Below are 18,366 nucleotides of genomic sequence, written 5' to 3'. Positions count from 1 at the left end.
ATCAGCGCGGCAGCTTGTCTTCGTCCAGCGCGGCGGTCACGTCGGTGCCCAGAAGCACCTCTTCCACCGCACGGTCGATGGACACGACGCAGGTCGAGCAGACCTCGTAGTTCACATGCGTCGGGTGCCGGTCGCCGATGTCATCGCAGGATGTCCATTCGGCTTCACCGTCCAGTCTGACATCGCCGCAGAACGAACATTTCACATCCCGCGCCGCGGGATCGTAGTGCCAGCGGTTCAGGGGCGGCGAGAAGTGCCAGGCGTCGCGCAGGTCGTGAACCATCAGCGCCCGGTCATCCTTCATCGGCTGGATCGTCATCTGGAACTTGCGGGCAACGCTGGGGGAATCGCAGCGATACTCCAGCCGCAAGGTGCGCTTGTGCTTCAGCACCGCATCAACCATGCGGGCCGTTTCCGCACGGGTTTCGGACCCGGCGATGTGAGACATCACCGAGGTCGACAGGACGGCGTTCGATGTAGCCGAGTTTGCGCCTCCGTTGAGAGCGAACTCATCCCACTCTCCACCAACCCAAAGTACGCGATATTCGCTGTCTACAACGGCGTAGACCTGCATGAACTTCACTGCTCTCGCCCTCCCAAGCGTAGTCAGCGAAGCGAACTTAACACAGTTCTGCAGAAAATCCCGCCCGAAGTTTACACTTCTGACAGTTTTCCACAGCTAACACCGTCATCTGTCAGCGAAGGTTGACAACCTCGCCCGATTTCGTTGGCAAAACAACGGCACGGGCCATCACGGCGATGTCTTCTGCGGCCAGACCTGCCCAGGCATACATCTTCGCGGGACTGGCCTGATCGATGAAGCGGTCGGGCAGGGTCATGGTGCGCACCGACCCGCGCCGGTCCAGCGCGCCGGTGGCGGCAAGGTGATGCAGGACCAGCGCGCCGAAGCCCCCGGTCGATCCCTGTTCGACCGTCACCAGCGCCCGGTGATGGCGGTAAAGCTGGTCGATCAGCGCGTGATCCAGCGGCTTTGCAAAGCGGGCATCCGCCACGGTTGCGTGAATGCCTTCGGCTTCCAGGATGGTAGCGGCGGCCAGCACTTCGGACAGATGCGCGCCGAAGGACAGAAGCGCAATGTCGCTGCCTTCGCGCAGGATCCGGCCCTTGCCGATCTCCAGCGCCTGCCCCCGTTCGGGCATCGCCACGCCCATCCCCTCGCCCCGCGGATAGCGCAAGGCGATGGGGCCGTCGTCATGCTGGGCGGCGGTGGCGATCATGTGGACAAGCTCTGCCTCGTCGCCTGCGGCCATGACGGTCATGTTCGGCAGGTTTGCCAGGAACATCGTGTCGAAGGCCCCGGCATGCGTCGCGCCGTCCTGGCCGACCAGCCCTGCCCGGTCAATCATGAAGCGGACCGGCAGGTTCTGTAGGGCCACGTCATGGACAATCTGGTCGTAACCGCGCTGCAGGAAGCTGGAATAGATCGCGCAGAAGGGCCGCATCCCCCCGGCCGCAAGACCGGCCGCGAAGGTCACGCCGTGCTGTTCGGCAATGCCCACATCGAAGACCCGCGCCGGAAAGCGCTTTTGCATCACATCAAGGCCCGTCCCCCCCGGCATCGCGGCGGTGATGGCCACGATGCGCGGGTCGCGGGCGGCTTCCTCGGTCAGGGTCTGGCCGAAGACCGCCGTATAGTTCGGCGCATTGGCGGGCGTCTTGTGCTGCTTGCCGGTGGCGATGTCGAACTTGGCGACACCGTGATACTTGTCGTCCGCCCCTTCCGCCGGGCCATAGCCGCAACCCTTCTTGGTCACGACGTGCAGCAGGACCGGCCCGTCCGCGTGGCTCCGCATCGAGCGCAGCGCGTGCAAGAGCATCGGCACGTCATGCCCGTTGACCGGGCCGAAATAGGAAAAGCCGAGCTTCTCGAACAGGGTGACGCCACCCGGGCGGTCACTGACCATCTCGCGCGCCCGCCGCGCACCCTCACGCAGGGGGGCAGGCAGGTGATCCTCCAGCCCCTCGGCAATGGCTTTCAGCGTGGCCAGCGGGCCTGATCGGGCGATGGAATTCAGATAGGTCTGCATCGCGCCCACCGGAGGTGCGATGGACATGTCATTGTCGTTCAGGATCACGAACAACCGCTTGCCCAGATGGCCCGCGTGGTTCATGGCCTCATAGGCCATGCCCGCCGTGATCGCGCCGTCGCCGATGACGGCCACGGTGTCGCCGACCGCCTGCCCCATCTCGCGCGCCATGGCGAACCCCAGCGCCGCCGAGATCGAGGTCGAGCTATGCGCCGCGCCGAACGGGTCGTATTCGCTTTCCGACCGCTTGGTGAATCCGCTCAGCCCCTCGGCCTGGCGCAGGGTCAGCATCCGGTCACGGCGGCCGGTCAGGATCTTGTGCGGATAGCACTGGTGCCCCACATCCCAGATCAGCTTGTCGCGCGGCGTGTCGAAGACCGCGTGCAGGGCGACGGTCAGCTCGACCACCCCCAGCGAAGACCCCAGATGCCCGCCGGTCTGGCTGACCACCTCGATCACTTCCCGGCGCAATTCGTCGGCAAGCTGGGTCAGGTCCCGGTCGGGCAGAGCCCGCAAATCGGCGGGACTGGCCACGCGGTCGAGCATCGGCTTGGGGGACAGGGCAGCATTGGGACCGGACGCGGTCATGGCAGCCTCCTAGGGTCAAAAGGTGCCGTGTGGGGTTGACCACACGGCACAAGTGCCTGTCGTCCGACAGGAAGGGAACCGGGGCCCGGAGGTCCCGACATCCGGACCCGTGGGAGGGTGCGGATCGGCATGTCCGGTCCGCCGCAGGACGCGACGGGCCGGACTGTCTCAGGCCAGATGCTCGACCACCAGCGGTGCTTCAAGCTGGGAGTAGGGCGAGGGCGTCTCGCGGCTTTCCTCCGGCAGAAGGAGGCCGACCAGGTAGATCGCCCAGACGAAGAGCGAGATGGCGATGACGAAAGCCGCGGCATAGAGCGCGCCCTTCAGCATGTGGCCAAGGCTCCAGTAGACCAGGTTCGTCTGCCGGCTTTCGTTGAAATAGTCGTTCGGCATCATGCCCTCCTATTGCAACGGCGCGTAGCCGTGCTCCTGTGCCCAGACGTACCAGTTGTCGACGACCGTTCCCGTCAGCAGGATGCCGATACCGCCAGTCAGCGTGACCAGCACTGCAAACCACCAGGCCCAGCGGTGAATCCCTTCCATCGTCGCGTTGAACCCCATGGTCCAGCGCCAGAAGAGAGCCGCCCGTTCGGACGCGGTACCGCGGTCGACGATCTGCTCAAGCTCCCGGTCGCCACCAAAGCGGCTGACGGCCAGGATCGTCGCCCCGTGCATCGCGAACAGGAGCGCCGACCCGTAAAGGAAGGCGATGCTGAGGGCGTGGAACGGGTTGTAGAACAGGTTGCCGTATTGCAGCGAGAAGTTGTTGGTCCAGTCGAGGTGGCTGAAGATGCCGTACGGGACGGCGTGGCTCCAGGACCCCATCAGGATCGGCCGGAACAGGCCCAGCACCAGGAACAGCCAGATCGCGCTGGCAAAGGCCCAGCTGACGTGCTTGCCCATGCCCAGCGCCTGAGCGCGCAGCCAGGTCCGGACCCACCAGGCACAGACGCTGACCAGAAGGAAGAAGCTGGCAATGATCCAGAGCCCCCCTTCGGCGATCGGCGCGAAGCCCAGGCCGTATTCCTCGGCCGGGGGTTCCAGGCTGAACCAGAACAGGTCGCGCAGGAACACAGCCGGGTTGAACCCCGCCTGATACCAGTACCAGCCGCCAACAGTCATGAACCAGGCCAGCCCGGAGACCAGCGAGATCACCCCCATCGTGCCCAGGTAGACCGGGCCAAGCTGGGCGTTGCCGAACCAGCCCGCCAGCGACGAGAAGCTCGCGCCCTTGGTCCGGTTCGAGAGTTCGACGCTTTCGGTCATACCCATCTCGGGGGCGCCGCGCACCTGAACCTGGGTGAAGATGTTCTGATACTCAGCCATTTACGCCTCCCTCGATGCCGGCCCACCAGGGCAGTTGCAGCCACCAGTCCCACCAGACGACCCATTGGTCGAACCAGATCGTGCCCGAGATCACGATGCAGACCGCCGACCAGAAGACGGCGTTCAGCGCGAGAAGGAGGCCAAGGCGGTGGATGCCCAGCGTGCCCACCGAATAGCCGATGAGATCACGGAAGTAGGTGTCCTCATGGTCGGGCGTCCGCATCTCCTTGCCCTTTTCAGGGTTGGCCGCGGACAGGATCAGCGCGCCGTGCAGGGCCAGCGCGAGTGCCGTGGTGAAGAAGAAGCTCACCGCGATCATGTGCGCCGGGTTGTAGTGGAAGTTGCCGTACTGGTAGCCCGTGTTCGACACCCAATCGAGGTGCGTCCAGATCCCGTAGGGGAAGGCATAGCCCCAGGCTCCCATCAGCGCGGGCCGGATCACCACCAGCGTCACATAGGCGAGGATCGCAAAACCGAAGGCGAAGGGCACATGGTAGCCCATCCCCAGCTTCCGGCAGATCTCCACCTCGCGCAGCGCCCAGGTCGTGAAAGCGCCGATCGCGCAGATCGTGATGATCTGCCAAAGGCCGCCCTCGCGCAAAGGTGCCATCGCCATGCCCATTTCCACGGGCGGCGGGTTGATCGAGATCAGCCAGGGGTTCCAGGTCCCTTGCAGCACGGCGCCGTACAGGATCAGCACGGTGCCAAGCACGGCAAAGAAGAAGGTCAGGACCCCGAAGAACCCGACATAGAAGGGGCCGACCCAGAAGTCGAACAGATTGCCCCCGATCAGCGTGCCCCCCGGCACGCGGTATTTTCTTTCGAAGCTGAGCAGTGCCATGCTTCCCTCTCGTTTTTCTTCCGGGCAAAGCCGCCGTCGGGCGCAGTCGGCGGATCAGACCAGATGTGTGTCGGAGCGTAGATTGTCGGGGGCGGCGGGCACTGGGCTGCGCCGCCCCCAACGATGGTCACGGCTTATTCCGTGGCTGCCGGCGCGGTGTAGCCATACTTCGCGGTCGCGATGTCAAGCCAGTTGTAGGCCGGCGTGCTGAGCAGCACGAGGTGGATCATTGCCGCCAAGAGGAACAGGAACACGCCCTGTGCCACGAAGACGCGACGAGGATCGAAGATGAGCCAGATTTTGTAGAACTTGGACATTTATCGTTCCTCCTCAGAACCACGGACGCCAGATGTACACCGCCAGATGAGCGACGACGGCGATGACTGTGAACAGCCAAAGCCCGCTCATGTAGACGGAGTGCAGCTCTTGCGCCTGCTCGTCGGTGAGACCTGTGAAACTCAGGTCGGATTTATCAGCCATTCTATCCTCCGGATTGGCAGACTGACGCCGCATCCCCTGCGGCTGGGTACACGGGGCAGCGGACTGCTGCACCGTTGGTTCCGGAAAGGCCGGGTTTCCCCGCCCTCCCCGAAGGCTTCACCGGACGGGCGGGCGCACCGCGTCGGTCATAGGCTCCGGCCCTTTTCAGGGGCGGAAGATCGAAGGCGTGATCTCCTCGGCATCGCGCAACGCGCGGGCCAGGGGACCTTCCGCCGGAAGGGTCATGTGCCGCAGGGCCTGTGCCAGCCAGACCAGGCATTGCACCGGCAGGGCCAGGATCAGGATCAGCGCGAAGTAGGTCGCGTACTCGGCCTTCGGCGTGCGCTTGTGATGCGCCGTCTTCAGCTGAACGTGGCTGATGTAGCTCTGGTCACTCATGGTCTCTCTCCCTTGGCAGTCCCGCCCGGGCTTGCGCCCGACAGGGTTTCGACGAATTCCAGGATCACCCGCTCGGCCCCTTGGTCGAGCGCGGTCTTTTCGGCCGCATCGCGCAGGGTGCGCGCAGCGGAAATGCGGGTCAGCACCGGGTGCTGCTGCAGGATGCGGTCCAGCGCCAGTTGCGCGTCGGTGTCCCAAGGCATGTCACGGCGCAGGGTCGTGGGCGTGGCTGCCGCGCTATCCATTTCCGACCCCAAGGGCAGGATGTGGAACAGCGCGTCGAAAAGGCCGTTGCAGACCTCCTGCAGCAGATAGACCGCCCCGGCGTAGCCCATGAACGGCGTCCCCGTGGCGCGACGGATCGCAGCGCCGGGGAAGCTTGCGGGGATGAAGCTTGGCGCGGGGCCATGCCCACCCTTCAGTTCCGCCAGGTACATCTTCTCGTTGATCGACCCCATCACGATCAGCGGCCGGTGCTGTTTCATCAGCGCCCGCACACCCTCGTTGTTGGTCTTCTGCCCCGCCAGCCGCGGCACCGCGAAGGCGCAAGGCAGACCAAGGTCGTCTTCCAGATACTTGCGGATGCCCCGCGTGTAAGTCTCGTTCGCAACGATGGCGAAGCTGGCCGTCGCGAAGAAATCCTGCGTGACGGACCGCCAGAGGTCCCACAAAGGCTTCAGCGTCGAATGCTTCTCCCGTTCGATGAACGGCTCGGGGTCCAGCCCCAGCATCTCGCCCAAAGTGCGCAGGAAGAGAGTCGTCGATTCCAGCCCGATAGGCGCCTGCAGGTAAGGCTTGCCCAGACATTCGGCGAGGCCCCGCCCGAACTCGCGATACATCACCACGTTGGCGTCGGCGTTGACCAGGTTCCGCATCTCGGCCAGGTGCGCGCCAAGCGGCATCACCATGTTGATCTCGGCCCCGATGCCCTCGACCAGCCGCCGGATTTCCGCAAGGTCCGACGGCATGTTGAACGTGCCGTACATCGGGCCGAGGATGTTGACGCGGGGCTTCGACCCCTCGGGCCGCGGCGTCTCAGGAGGCATTCGCCCCTTGGTCATCCCGAACTCGGTGAAGATCCAGGTCATCGCCCGGTCGGCACACTGCCACTGGTCCTCGTCGATGGTCCTGGGGAGAAACCGCTGGATGTTCGTGCCCTGCGGCGTGACACCCCCGCCGATCATCTCGGCAATCGACCCGGTGACCACGACCGCAGGCAACGCCGGGTCCAAAGTCTTCCAGGCGCGCGCCATCGAGGATTCAGTCCCCGAAGTCATCTCGCCTTCGCCCAATCCCGTCACCACAATCGGCAACTCATGCGGCGGCAAGGCGTCGGTGTAGTGCAGGACGGACGTCACCGGCAGGTTCTCACACCCCACCGGTCCGTCGATGACGACCTGCAGGCCCTTCACGGCACAGAAAGCGTAGATCGCCCCCCAGTAGCCGCCTGCCCGGTCATGATCCTGCACCAGCATCAGATCATCTCCTCGGCTTTGGCGGCTTTCGCGGCCTTGTCGAGTTTCTTCTGATGGATCGCCCGGAAGTCCGGCCGCAGGTTCGGCGAGCCTTCCCAGATGCCAGCTGTGTCGCCGGAGCCGACCCCTTCGAAGAAGGCCTTCATGCCCTCCATCCGGGTCTTGTTGCCCATCGCCGCATTGACGACCTGCGCCAGGGACCCAGCGCCCGCAGGCCCCATCAAGGGCCGCGCGGAAATCAGATTTGTGAAGTAAAGCGAGGGGATAGCCTTTTCCTTCGCCTTCTGCACGACCGGAGTCGTCCCGACGGCGAGGTCCGGCTTGAACGCCTCCATCGCGGCCAGATCATCCTCCAGGCTCGCGCGGTATTTCACCACGCAGCCCTTGGCCTCCAGCCATTCGCGGTCGGCTTGCGACCATTCGTTCTTCGCGCAAGCGGTGCCCACGTAAGGCACGTCCGCGCCACTTTCGATCAGCAGCCGCGCGACCAGCAGTTCAGAGCCTTCATAGCCCGACAGCGTGATCCGCCCCTTGATCGGGTTGGCCGCAAGGGCTCCCTTGATCGCCGGACCGAACGCATTCTGAGCCGCCGCAATCCGCTCGGGTGCCACGTTGTACGCCGCCCCAATCGCTGCCAGCCAGCCCATCGTGCCGTCATGCCCCACCGGGGCGCTGCCGACGATGGTCCGCCCCGCCGCCTGGAACTCCCGGATCGCCGCCGTGTAGAACGGATGGATCGCCGCCACGACGCCCGAATCCAGGGCCGCATAAAGCTCACGCCATTCGCGGCACGGCACCACGGGACCGGCGGCCAGACCCATCGGGGCCAGCATCGCGCCGATCATCATCGGGTCGGCCGGGAACATCTCGCCCAGCAGGGTTACGGTCGGACGGTCGCTGCGACCCTGAGCAGGCGCCGCCACCGGCCCCGCCTCGATCTCGGACCGAGCATAGGCCAGCATCGCCCCGGCCAGCACGTCCTTCGCCTCGGCGTGGGTCGGCACGCCAAACCCCGGCACGTCGATGCCGATGATCCGCACACCGTTGATCTCATTGGGCAGCAGCCGCAGCGGCACGCCCGAAGCGGTCGGCACGCACAGGTTCGTCACCACCACCGCGTCATAACGGTCCGGGTCCGCCAGCTCGTGCACCGCATCCCGGATGTCCTCGAAGAGCTTGCCGGTCACCAGCGTCTCCGAGTTGAACGGCACATACCCGACCGACCTACGCGCACCATAGAAGTGGCTGACAAACGACAGCCCATAAACGCAGCAGGCCGACCCCGACAGAACCGTCGCAACTCGCCGCATCCGAAGGCCCACGCGCAGCGAGCCAAACGCCGGGCACATCGATTGCGGCTTGTCATGCGGCCCCTGCGGATAGTCCGCCGCGTAGCGGTCGAGGATTTCCGAATTGCCAGCCGCTCGCGCAGCCTCCGCCATCTGCCCCGCACCCGCGTGGCAGCCCAGTCCGTCAACCGGTTGGGTGGCGGTCAGGTCGCTCACTTGCGGCCCTCCCGCGCCTTCAGCGCGGCTTCGATCTGGGCAAGGGCGTCCAGGTCAAACATTGTCGTAGACCACTTCCAGGCTGGGTTTCACGGCGGCGAAGGACCCGCGCATGTCGGCGTCCGTCGCGGGATCAAGGACGAAGTTCGACCCCGTCGTCTCGGCATCGAACAGGCCCAGCAGGCCGTCCTGAGTCAGGGGCTTCGGGCGCAGCGGCGGAGCGTCGGCGACGGCACAGGCCAGCACTTCGAACAAGGCACCCCATTGCGTCGCATTGGTCCCAACGATCTGATAATTCGCCGATTTCCGGCGCAGATCATCATCAGCGGGGATCGACGCCAGCACCGGAATGTTGACCGCCTTGGCGAAAGCCGCAGCCTCGCCCGTCCCGTCATCCTTGTTGATGACCAGCCCGGCCACACCGACGTTGCCGCCCAGCTTGCGGAAGTATTCCACCGCCGAGCAGACGTTGTTCGCGACATACAGCGACTGCAGGTCGTTCGAGCCGACCACGATCACCTTCTGCGCCATGTCGCGTGCGATCGGCAGGCCGAACCCGCCGCAGACCACATCGCCCAGGAAATCCAGCAGCACATAGTCGAAGTCCCAGTCGTGGAACCCCAGCTTTTCCAGCAGCTCGAACCCGTGGATGATCCCGCGCCCGCCGCACCCGCGACCGACCTCGGGTCCGCCCAGTTCCATCGCGAAAACGCCGCCGCGCTTGAAGCAGACGTCGCCGATCTTCACTTCCTCACCAGCAAGCTTCTTGCGGGTCGAGGTTTCGATTATCGTCGGGCAAGCCTTGCCGCCGAACAGAAGCGAGGTGGTGTCCGACTTCGGGTCACAGCCGATCAGCAAGACGCGCTTGCCCATCTCGGCCATCATGTGGCTGAGGTTCGCCAGCGTGAACGACTTGCCGATCCCGCCCTTGCCGTAGATCGCGATGATCTGCGTCTTTTTCGACGGCGGGTCCTGCGGCACTTCCAGCGAAGGCTCTTCGCTGGCTTCAGCGCGCAGCCGGGCGTCGAAATCCTTCAGATTGGGAACTTCGGTCATGCAGCAGCACTCCAATCGAGGATCATTTTCAGGCAGGTCGGGTCGGTGAAAGCGGTCGTGTATGCAGCCCCCGCGTCAGCAGCAGCGGCGCGGTGCGTAATCAGCCCGTCCAGCGACAGGCGGCCTTCGTCCAGCAGACGGCGCGTTGCGTCCAGGTCGGCAGGCTGCCATTCGGACGCGATCCGCAGCCGCAGCTCCTTCATGAAGGCGGGCGGGAAGGCAAAACTGATGGGGGCGGTGTAGAAGCCGCAGAGGACGACCTCGCCACCCTTGGCAAGGCGCGGGACCAGAGTGTCCAGAAGGCCAGATGCCCCCGAGGCATCGAGGATCACCTTGTAATCGCGGCGCGCGTCATCCTCGGGCGCGATGACCTGATAGCCCTCGGCACCAGACCGACGGGCCGCGTCAATCTCCCAGACCGTCGGCCCGGCACCCATCGCGAGGGCGATGCGGGCTAGAAGGCGCCCAAGCGTCCCGTGCCCGATGATCAGGTCCGGCAAGGCCCCACCGGCCAGCGCGTGATAGGCCGTTGCGGCCAGCGCCAGCAGCGCGCCCTGCTCACCATACCCGGCATCAAGTTTCGCGACGCGCGCAGCAGGCGTCACCAGCAGGCCCGAAGCCCCGCCGAACAACCCGCGCACGCCATCCTCAAAACAGTTCGCACCCGGAACGAAGACGTGGTCGCCGACTGTCAGACCCGTCTCGCCACAGGTCTCCACCACTTCGCCAAAGCTCTCATAGCCCGGGACCAGCGGATAGCCCATGCCCGGGAAGGGCGGCATCGTGCCCAGCCAGAACAGCTTTTCGGTGCCAGTGGAAATGCCGGAGTGCCGCACGCGGACCACAACGTCACCAGCGACCGGGGCCTTCAGTCCAACCAGACCCAGTTTCAGGGATTGGGGGCCAGAGAGGATGACGGCATCGGTGTCCACGAACTTGCAGCCTTCCTGAATCGGTGCGGCTATCGCACTATGTGTAAGTCTAGCCTGACAGTTTAGGATGTCAAACTAATTGGACACTTTTTCGGCATTTGACGAACTCGGCAGCGGAAAAGACGCAAGCATCACGCCCGGATAGCCGTGACAGCCGAGGTCACATAGGGCCGATCCCCTGCCCTGGCCCGGATATCGGTGAAACCGGTTGCATTCAGGACCGCGCCAATCTCTGCCGCTGACCTTGTGCGGCCAGTGCGCATCGCCAGAGTGTAGATCGCAAAGTAGACGTCCGTCGCCGGATCGGGCCGGTCACCGCCCGACATTGGCTCTGACACCAGAATCATCCCGCCCGACGGCAGGGTCGCGTGAACCTTGGCCAAAAGCTCTGCTACAGTCCGGTCGTCGTGGTCGTACAGCACCCGGACTAGGCTGATCGTATCAGCGCCGCCCGGCAGGGGATCGCTGAGGAAACTGCCGGGATGCAGGCTTAGCCGGTCGCGCAAGGCCGCAGGCACCCCGGCTAGCACCGCGGGCATGTCGAACAGCGAGAGCTTCAGCGCGGGGTGCACCTTGCCGACTTCGGCCAGGAAGGCCCCCGTCCCGCCGCCCACATCCAGCAGATGCTTGCGCATCGACAGGTCAACCAGCCGCAACGTATCCTCGGCCACCAGCACCTGGCTTTCCGCCATCAACCGCGAATAACGCGCCGCCAGCCCGGCATCTTCCTGCGCCATCGGCCCGAAGACATAGGGCCAGAACCCGGCGAGCTGCGTCTCGGTCTGGCCTCGGAAAAACGCAAGCGGATCAGCAAGATCGCCGTAAAGCACATGATGATGCCGCACCATCGGCTCCAGCCCAGGCACGGTCAGAAAGGCCGCCCCGCGCGGCGCAAGGTGCCAGCGGCCCTTGCGGTCGCCGGACAGAAGCTTCAGCGCCGCCCCGGCGCGCAGCAGCACCAGCAGGGGCGCGGGCGGAATGGCGCAATGCCGCGAAAGATCGTCGGTCGTCTTGGGACCCGAGGCGAGGACATGCAGCACCCGCCCCTCGACCAGCGCGACCAAAGCCTGCGACTGGACAAAGCCGGACAGGATGGAAAACAACTCCGCCCCCTCGGCCCTTGCCTTCCAGCGCAGGCCCGGGATGCGGGCGGCAAGCTTGTGAAACCGGGGCGACATCGCCAGCCGGGTCAGCAAACCCAGCGCTTCGGGCCGCGCAGGCGGCGGGCGCGGTTCGGCGTTCATCTCGCCGTCTCGGGCAGGACAGTCATCTTGCGGGCATAGGCGGTGACGAGGCCCGCCAGCATCGCCTCGCCCGGGCAGGACGGAATCGAGGCAATCGCCCCCGCCAGAATGTCCTTCATATGCGCCATTGCCCCCTCGACCCCCATCTGGGCCACCGCGTTGGGCCGCAGATGTACCGCATCCTGCCCCGCCGGTTTCCCGGTCTGATCGCTGGTCAGCAGAGCGTCCTTCAGATCATCCGCCACCTGGAACGCCGCGCCGATCCGGTCGCCAAGCTCGGTCCAGGGCTCGGCCTCCTGCCCTGCCGCCACGGCCCCCATCTGGGTCGCCGCGACGAACAGCGCCGCCGTCTTGGCGCGGTGATAGGCCAGAAGATCAACCTTCGACTCGCTCTCCCAGGCCTGCCCCGCGCAAATCCCGAAGGGTGCACCCGTATGTCGCGCAAGCGCCCCGGTCAGCGCCAGGGCCCGCTCCGGCGCGCGATGCCCAGCCTTCGCAAGCACCTCAAACGCAAGGACAATCAGACTGTCCCCCGCCAGCACCGCCAATGGCTCGCTGAACGCCCGGTGCAGCGTGGGCTTGCCGCGTCGTAGGTCGGCATCGTCAAACGCAGGCAGGTCGTCATGGACGAGGCTCGCACAATGGATCAGTTCCAGTGCCACCGCCGCCGCCGTGGCCACCTCGGGCCGGTCATCGCCACAGGCCGTCGCCACCGCCAGAAGGATCGTGGGCCGGATCCGCGCCCCGCCGGGAAACACGGCATAGGGGATGGCCGCCGACAGCTTCGGCGGCGCGTCCTTGCGGTTCAGGGGGGCGAGGCTCTCATGCAGGGCCTTCTCGATACGGTCGTCGAACGGCATGGGCGCACTCCTGAGGCCTGTCGATTCAGTTTGGCATTGCGATTGGCATGTGTAAACTTGAATTTACACTATGTTGTCATGTGAAGCTGACAAGAGGTCGCCCGCAATGCCTTCCGCCGACCACAAAGGCCAGCCCCGCGCGGTGGTGATCGGGGCAGGCATGGGCGGTCTTGCTGCCGCAATCCGGCTGGCCGCAGGCGGTTGTCGCGTCACCGTCATCGAGACCGCCGACACCCCCGGCGGCAAGGCCCGCGCGCGCACGACCGGGGCCGGACCCGCCGCGATGGGTCCCACCGTCCTGACGCTGAAATCCGAAGTCGACGCGCTGTTTGCCCTCTGCGGGACCACGACCGAGGCCGAGGTCACCATAACCCGCCTCCCGCGCCTCGCTCGCCACTGGTGGCCAGACACCGGCCCTCTCGACCTTCACCCCGACCGCGACGCCAATATCGAGGCGATCCGCGCCTTCGCCGGGAACAGTGAGGCGCAAGGCTTCGCCCGCTTCGACGCTGCCGCCCGCGCGTTGTATCAAGCCTTCGAACACCCCGTCATGCGCGCCGCCAAACCCGATCTGGCCGCCATCGCGCGCACCACCCTAACCCAGCCCAAACTCTGGCCCGCCCTCCTCCCCGGCATGACGCTGGACCGCTGGCTGACCCAGTTCTTCCGCGATCCACGCCTGCGCCAGTTGTTCGGTCGCTACGCCACCTACGTCGGCGGCCGCCCGTCCCATACCCCCGCCGTCCTCTCCCTCGTCTGGCAGGCCGAGGCGCAGGGCGTCTGGGCCGTGACCGACGGCATCCAGGCCCTCGCCCTTGCCCTCGCCCGCGCCGCCGAACGCATCGGCATCCGCTTCCACTTTGCCACGCAAGCCCGTCGCATCACCCGCCAATCCGGCCGCGTCAGCCTGGTGGAGACCGACCAGGGCCATCACCCTGCCGACATCGTCGTCTTCAACGGCGACCCGCGCGCCCTGACCGATGGCCAGTTGGGCGAGGCCGCGCAATCCGCTCTCAAGCCACCCGGCAAACCCAGCCTCTCCGCCTGGGTCTGGTCCTTCGCCGCGACGCCAGAAGGCCCCCGCGCGCAGGAACTGATCCACCACAACCTCTTCTTCACCGACGATCCGACGGCCGAATTCGGCCCCATCGGTGCGGGGAGGATGCCCGACAGCCCCACCCTCTACCTCAACGCCCAGGACCGCGAGCTTGGCCGTAGCGCGACAATCGAACGCTTCCAGATCATCCTGAACGCGCCCCCCAACCGCCCCGACCACAAGGACGAGGACCAATCATGCCACGACCGCACCTTCCCCGTTTTGGCGCAGATGGGGCTGACCTTCTCGCCCCCGCCGGGACCGGAGGCGTTGACCCGGCCCAAGGATCTCGCGCAACGGTTCCCGGCCTCGCTGGGCGCGATCTATGGCGCCTCGCCCGAGGGGGCGCTGGCGGCGTTCAAGCGTCCGGTGGCGCGGACGGGACTGCCGGGGCTCTATCTGGCGGGGGGCGGGGTGCATCCGGGGGCGGGGGTGCCGATGGCGCTTCTCTCCGGCCGGCAAGCCGCCTTACAGGCGCTGCAGGACCTGACTTCTCCCTCAACGTCGGCCCGGACGGTTACGCCTGGTGGTATGTCGACGGCATCTCTGAGGACGGGACAAAAGCCGTCTCGCTGATCGCCTTCATCGGGTCGGTCTTCTCGCCCTGGTACAAGTGGTCGGGCCGCCGCGAGCCGCAGAATCACTGCTGCATGAACCTTGTCACCTCGGGCCTCAACGGTCGCTTCACCATGACCGACCGGGGGCGACAGGCGCTGAAACAGTCCCCTGAAAGGCTGCAGATCGGCCCCTCCTCCGTGACCTGGACCGGCAGCCAGCTGGTCATCGAGGTAAACGAATGGGGCGCGCCGCCCATGGTGACCCCGGTAAAGGGCCGCATCACCCTGACCCCCCGCGCCGTCACCCAGACCGAGGTTCTCCTCACTCCCGACGCCGCCCATCTCTGGCGCCCTTTCGCCCCCATCGCCGATATCGAGGTTGATCTGACGCAGGGTCACAATTGGCGCGGCCACGGCTACTTTGACGCCAACTTCGGCACCCGCGCTTTGGAGGCGGACTTCGCCTTCTGGACCTGGGGCCGCTACCCGCTGAAAGACCGCGCGCTCTGCTTCTACGACGCCGAACTGCGCGACGGTCGCCACTTCGACCTGGCGGTGGAAATCACACCTGACGGCCAGGTGCGCGAAACGACCGCCCCGCCCAGAACCCGCTTCCGCCGCAACCCTTGGGCCGTCCGGCGCGAAACCCGCGCTGATCCCGGGACCACGCCCCGCCCGCACCTGTCGCTGCTGGAAGCCCCGTTCTACTCGCGGTCGCTGGTGGAAACCCGGATCGACGGCGAAGCCACCATCGGCATGCATGAGGCCCTCGACCTCACCCGCTTCCGCCAACCACTCCTGAAACCGATGCTTGCCGTAAGGGTCCCGCGACGGGCGCGCTGGCCTTAGGCTGCCACCGGACCCTTTGCCTGTTCGGGGTTCAAAGACACCACCGACCAGTTCAGCGCCCCGGCCACGGTGACCCAGGTCAGATAGGGGACGAACAGCAGCCCCGCGACCCAGTCCACTCGCCAGAACGCGACCAGCGTCGCGGCTACGGCCAACCACAACAGCGCCAGCACCAGCATCCCCGCCCGCATGCGCCTCAGCCCGAAGAAAACCGGCGTCCACAGGCAGTTGAGCCCCATCTGCAAGGCATAAAGCGCCAGCGCCATGCCCACCGCGGGGTCCACCCCCGCTTGCCGCGCCACCCGCTCGGCCGCCAGCGCCATGCAGATGTAAAGCGTCGTCCAGGCCACCGGGAACAGCCAGTTCGGCGGGGTCCAGCTGGGCTTCTTCAGCGCCTCGTACCAGGCTCCGGGCGAAAACATCGCCCCAGTGGCGGCGGCTGGCCCACAGGCCAGAAGGAACACGAAGAACACCCAGATATCCATGACGCCATCCTACCGGTTGCGCCCGGCAAACGCCAGCGCCTGCGCCGGGGTTCCCTCAGACCGCGCCGCGCCGGTCGCGCGCCTCAAGCTGGGCAAGGATTGCCAGCAGCGTCTCCGACCGCTGCGCCCGGGCCGACCGTTGCCCCGCCGCATCGACCAGGAAGGCAACTTCCTGAACGGGCCGCGCGTGCAGCTGTGCCGGTTGCGGCAAGACATGCGTCAGCGCCGCCGACCCAAGTGCCCGACCCATCAGCATCAGCTTCTGCCCGCGCGAGGTGCGCGCTCTCCGCCTCACGCTGTCATGCCCTGCCCGAGCGACCTCGGTCCCGATCGCCGCATAGATGTGCCGCGCTGCCGCGATCCCCAACCGGCAATCCGTGGGCAGCGAGGACACCCCGGCCGAGGCCCGGCGATACAGGTCGTCCGCAACACCCAGCAAACGCTGCAACACGCCCGACAAGGCTGCCGAGGGCTGCGGGTTTGCCAGGAACCGCTCGGCATCGAGCCCCGCCTCCTCCAGCCAGACCAGCGGCAGGAACAACCGCCCGGCCCGCGCATCTTCCCCCACGTCGCGGGCGATGTTCGTCAGCTGCATCGCCAGCCCCAGGTCCGCCGCCCGCGCCAGCGCATCGGGATGGCGCACACGCATCAGGACACACATCATCACGCCGACGCTCGATGCGACGCGCGCGCTGTAAGCATGAAGATCGGACAACGTGTCATACCGCCGCCCCATCGCGTCCCAGGCCAACCCCTCCAGCAAGGCATCCGGCAGGGCGCGCGGCATGTCGAAGTCCTGCACCACCGCCGCAAAAGCCCGGTCCGAAGGCCGCGCTTCAGGCCTGCCCGCATAGATCAGGTCCAGCCTTTCGCGCAGCCGCAAGACCGCATGGGCCTTGTCCTGCACCTCGTCCACATCATCATCCGCTACCCGGCAGAAGGCATACAGCGCCAAGGCCGGGTCCCGCACCCGCGAGGGCAGCAACTTGGACGCGGCATGAAACGACAAGCTTCCCGTGCGGATCATCGCCCGGCAGGCGGCCATGTCATCCGGCGCAATCATTCCGCCGCCATCCTCAACGGGACCTCTGCAGCAACCGGAGCATCCGGCACCAGCGAGGCCAGCACTTCCGCCGTCCCGATCACGCCTGGCACCCCCGCGCCGGGATGCGTCCCCGCGCCTGCCAAATAGAGGCCCGGCAGTTCTTCGGACACATTGTGCGGCCGGAACCAGGCCGATTGCAGGATGCGCGGCTCCAAGGAGAACCCCGCCCCATGCGGTGACAGATAGCGGTCGCGGAAGGTCTCGGGCGTGAAGACCAGGCTTTCCGTCACCCTTCCCGTCAGCCCCGGCAACAACCGTTGCTCCAGGATTTTCAGCATCTTCTGCCGGTAGGGCTCGGCCTCAACCGCCCAGTCCACCCCGTTCTTGTGCCCCAGATGCGGCACCGGAGACAGGACATAAAACGTATCATCCCCCTCCGGCGCGACCGAAGGGTCGGTGACCGAAGGTCGGTGGACATACAGGCTCATATCCTCGGCCAGCCTTCCGGTCTGGAAGATGTCGCGGATATGCTCCCGATACCGCGGCCCCACGACGATGGAATGGTGCCCGGCCTCCGGCCACATCCCCTTGGTCCCCTTCGTCCCGAAATACCAGACGAACAGGCTCATCGACCAGCGCGACCGCATGAGCTTTGGCGCAGTCCACCGCTTCACCGGCTGCTTCCGCAAAAGCCGGGTGTAGGTCGTCGCCGGGTCCGCGTTCGAGACCACCACCTCGGCGGGCAGCACCCGTCCGTCGGCCAGCCGAACCCCCGACGCCCGCCCCTGGGAGACGAGCACCTCATCCACGTCCGCACCCTGCACGACGAACCCGCCCTGATCCTTCACGACCGACGCCATCGCCTCGGCAATCGCCTGCACGCCGCCCATCGCGTAATGGACGCCAAACGCGCGCTCCAGATGGCTGACCAGCGCATACATCGAGGTCACATGGAACGGATCGCCCCCGATGAAGAGGGGATGGAACGACAGCGCGAACCGCAGCCTTTCATCCTTCACCCGCCGCGCCGCGTGGGCATAGACCGACCGGTCCGCACGATACCAGGCGAACTTCGGAAGGACCTTCACCAGGTCTAGAAACCTGTGCATCGACCGCCGCCCCAGGTCCTCGAACCCGAACCAGTAGCGCGCTTCGGCGTCCTTCAGGAACCGCCGGAACCCCGGCAGGTCACTGGGAGACAGCCGTGCGACCTCCGCCTCCATCAGCTCATCGCCCTTCCTGGCGGTAAAGCTCGACCCGTCCTCCCAGAGGATCTTGTAGTACGGGTCCATCGGCACCAGCCGGACATCCTGGTCGAAGTCGCGGCCACACACGGCCCACAACTCGCGCAGGGTCTGCGGCACCGTCACGATGGTCGGCCCCAGGTCGAACCGATGGCCGCCTTGCGTGATCGAGGATCCCCGCCCCCCCGGCCGGTCCAGCCGGTCCACCACCGTGACCTGCCAGCCCTTAGCGCCCAGCCGCATGGCCGAGGCAAGGCCGCCAAGCCCCGCCCCGATTACCACCGCCCGGCCCATGCCGCCCCGTGCAGTTGGCAGAGTGTCAACCTGCCCAGACCT

The 18,366-nt window shown here is 66.2% G+C and carries 19 protein-coding genes; 2 read left to right on the top strand and 17 right to left on the bottom strand.

The features are described from left to right. Position 1: 1 nt before the first annotated feature. From E8M84_RS07620 to E8M84_RS07555, 14 genes are all read right to left on the bottom strand, one after another. Positions 2 to 574: a hypothetical protein gene (locus E8M84_RS07620; RefSeq protein WP_137110527.1), complete on the bottom strand. Its 573-nt coding sequence runs from the start codon at positions 572 to 574 to the stop codon at positions 2 to 4. 121 nt (positions 575 to 695) lie between these two features. Continuing rightward, complete coding sequence (gene dxs, locus E8M84_RS07615; protein ID WP_137110526.1) at positions 696 to 2,636, bottom strand: 1-deoxy-D-xylulose-5-phosphate synthase; 1,941 nt, start codon at positions 2,634 to 2,636, stop codon at positions 696 to 698. A gap of 168 nt (positions 2,637 to 2,804) precedes the next feature. Beyond that, positions 2,805 to 3,029 carry an RC-LH1 core complex protein PufX gene (pufX, locus tag E8M84_RS07610; RefSeq protein ID WP_170971870.1) on the bottom strand — a complete coding sequence of 75 codons (225 nt, stop codon included), beginning with the start codon at positions 3,027 to 3,029 and terminating at the stop codon, positions 2,805 to 2,807. A 9-nt stretch (positions 3,030 to 3,038) separates the two neighbouring features. After that, positions 3,039 to 3,962, bottom strand: coding sequence for a photosynthetic reaction center subunit M (gene pufM, locus E8M84_RS07605; protein WP_137110524.1), 924 nt, complete (start codon positions 3,960 to 3,962; stop codon positions 3,039 to 3,041). Continuing rightward, positions 3,955 to 4,803: a photosynthetic reaction center subunit L gene (gene pufL / locus E8M84_RS07600; RefSeq protein WP_137110523.1), complete on the bottom strand. Its 849-nt coding sequence runs from the start codon at positions 4,801 to 4,803 to the stop codon at positions 3,955 to 3,957. The genes pufM and pufL overlap by 8 nt, the downstream gene beginning before the upstream one ends. A gap of 134 nt (positions 4,804 to 4,937) precedes the next feature. Next, positions 4,938 to 5,120: a light-harvesting antenna LH1, alpha subunit gene (pufA, locus tag E8M84_RS07595; protein WP_137110522.1), complete on the bottom strand. Its 183-nt coding sequence runs from the start codon at positions 5,118 to 5,120 to the stop codon at positions 4,938 to 4,940. Between the two features lie 13 nt (positions 5,121 to 5,133). Next, positions 5,134 to 5,283, bottom strand: a complete 150-nt coding sequence (gene pufB / locus E8M84_RS07590) for a light-harvesting antenna LH1, beta subunit (RefSeq protein WP_137110521.1) — start codon at positions 5,281 to 5,283, stop codon at positions 5,134 to 5,136. Positions 5,284 to 5,448: 165 nt separating this feature from the next. Continuing rightward, positions 5,449 to 5,682, bottom strand: coding sequence for a cytochrome PufQ (gene pufQ, locus E8M84_RS07585; RefSeq protein WP_137110520.1), 234 nt, complete (start codon positions 5,680 to 5,682; stop codon positions 5,449 to 5,451). Continuing rightward, on the bottom strand, positions 5,679 to 7,157 hold the full coding sequence (bchZ, locus tag E8M84_RS07580) for a chlorophyllide a reductase subunit Z (RefSeq protein ID WP_137110519.1): 1,479 nt from the start codon (positions 7,155 to 7,157) through the stop codon (positions 5,679 to 5,681). Before bchZ ends, pufQ begins: the two co-directional genes overlap by 4 nt. After that, entirely contained in the window at positions 7,157 to 8,599 is a 1,443-nt protein-coding gene (gene bchY / locus E8M84_RS07575) for a chlorophyllide a reductase subunit Y (protein ID WP_137110864.1), read from the bottom strand. Before bchY ends, bchZ begins: the two co-directional genes overlap by 1 nt. A 117-nt stretch (positions 8,600 to 8,716) precedes the next feature. Then, a complete protein-coding gene (locus tag E8M84_RS07570; RefSeq protein ID WP_137110518.1) occupies positions 8,717 to 9,718 on the bottom strand; it encodes a chlorophyllide a reductase iron protein subunit X in 1,002 nt (333 codons plus the stop codon). Beyond that, positions 9,715 to 10,650, bottom strand: coding sequence for a chlorophyll synthesis pathway protein BchC (gene bchC, locus E8M84_RS07565; RefSeq protein WP_137110517.1), 936 nt, complete (start codon positions 10,648 to 10,650; stop codon positions 9,715 to 9,717). Before bchC ends, E8M84_RS07570 begins: the two co-directional genes overlap by 4 nt. Before the next feature lie 131 nt (positions 10,651 to 10,781). Further along, positions 10,782 to 11,894: a methyltransferase gene (locus E8M84_RS07560; protein WP_137110516.1), complete on the bottom strand. Its 1,113-nt coding sequence runs from the start codon at positions 11,892 to 11,894 to the stop codon at positions 10,782 to 10,784. Beyond that, positions 11,891 to 12,754, bottom strand: coding sequence for a polyprenyl synthetase family protein (locus E8M84_RS07555; protein WP_137110515.1), 864 nt, complete (start codon positions 12,752 to 12,754; stop codon positions 11,891 to 11,893). The genes E8M84_RS07560 and E8M84_RS07555 overlap by 4 nt, the downstream gene beginning before the upstream one ends. A 106-nt stretch (positions 12,755 to 12,860) precedes the next feature. Here E8M84_RS07555 and crtD point away from each other — a divergent pair, with 106 nt between their 5' ends. Continuing rightward, a complete protein-coding gene (gene crtD / locus E8M84_RS07550) occupies positions 12,861 to 14,426 on the top strand; it encodes a 1-hydroxycarotenoid 3,4-desaturase CrtD (protein ID WP_137110514.1) in 1,566 nt (521 codons plus the stop codon). Beyond that, a complete protein-coding gene (crtC, locus tag E8M84_RS07545; protein ID WP_137110863.1) occupies positions 14,423 to 15,256 on the top strand; it encodes a carotenoid 1,2-hydratase in 834 nt (277 codons plus the stop codon). The genes crtD and crtC overlap by 4 nt, the downstream gene beginning before the upstream one ends. Here crtC and E8M84_RS07540 read toward each other — a convergent pair. Genes E8M84_RS07540 through E8M84_RS07530 form a run of 3 tightly spaced genes read right to left on the bottom strand, consistent with a single transcriptional unit; the run spans position 15,253 to position 18,324 of the window. After that, positions 15,253 to 15,741 carry a TspO/MBR family protein gene (locus tag E8M84_RS07540; RefSeq protein WP_137110513.1) on the bottom strand — a complete coding sequence of 163 codons (489 nt, stop codon included), beginning with the start codon at positions 15,739 to 15,741 and terminating at the stop codon, positions 15,253 to 15,255. The genes crtC and E8M84_RS07540 overlap by 4 nt on opposite strands. Positions 15,742 to 15,796: 55 nt before the next feature. Next, a complete protein-coding gene (crtB, locus tag E8M84_RS07535; RefSeq protein WP_137110512.1) occupies positions 15,797 to 16,804 on the bottom strand; it encodes a 15-cis-phytoene synthase in 1,008 nt (335 codons plus the stop codon). Next, positions 16,801 to 18,324, bottom strand: coding sequence for a phytoene desaturase (locus tag E8M84_RS07530; RefSeq protein ID WP_137110511.1), 1,524 nt, complete (start codon positions 18,322 to 18,324; stop codon positions 16,801 to 16,803). The genes crtB and E8M84_RS07530 overlap by 4 nt, the downstream gene beginning before the upstream one ends. Positions 18,325 to 18,366 lie beyond the last annotated feature (42 nt).

Source organism: Rhodobacter sp. SY28-1, assembly GCF_005222785.1.
Lineage (GTDB): Bacteria > Pseudomonadota > Alphaproteobacteria > Rhodobacterales > Rhodobacteraceae > Tabrizicola.
This window is presented reverse-complemented; position numbering and strand designations above follow the sequence as displayed.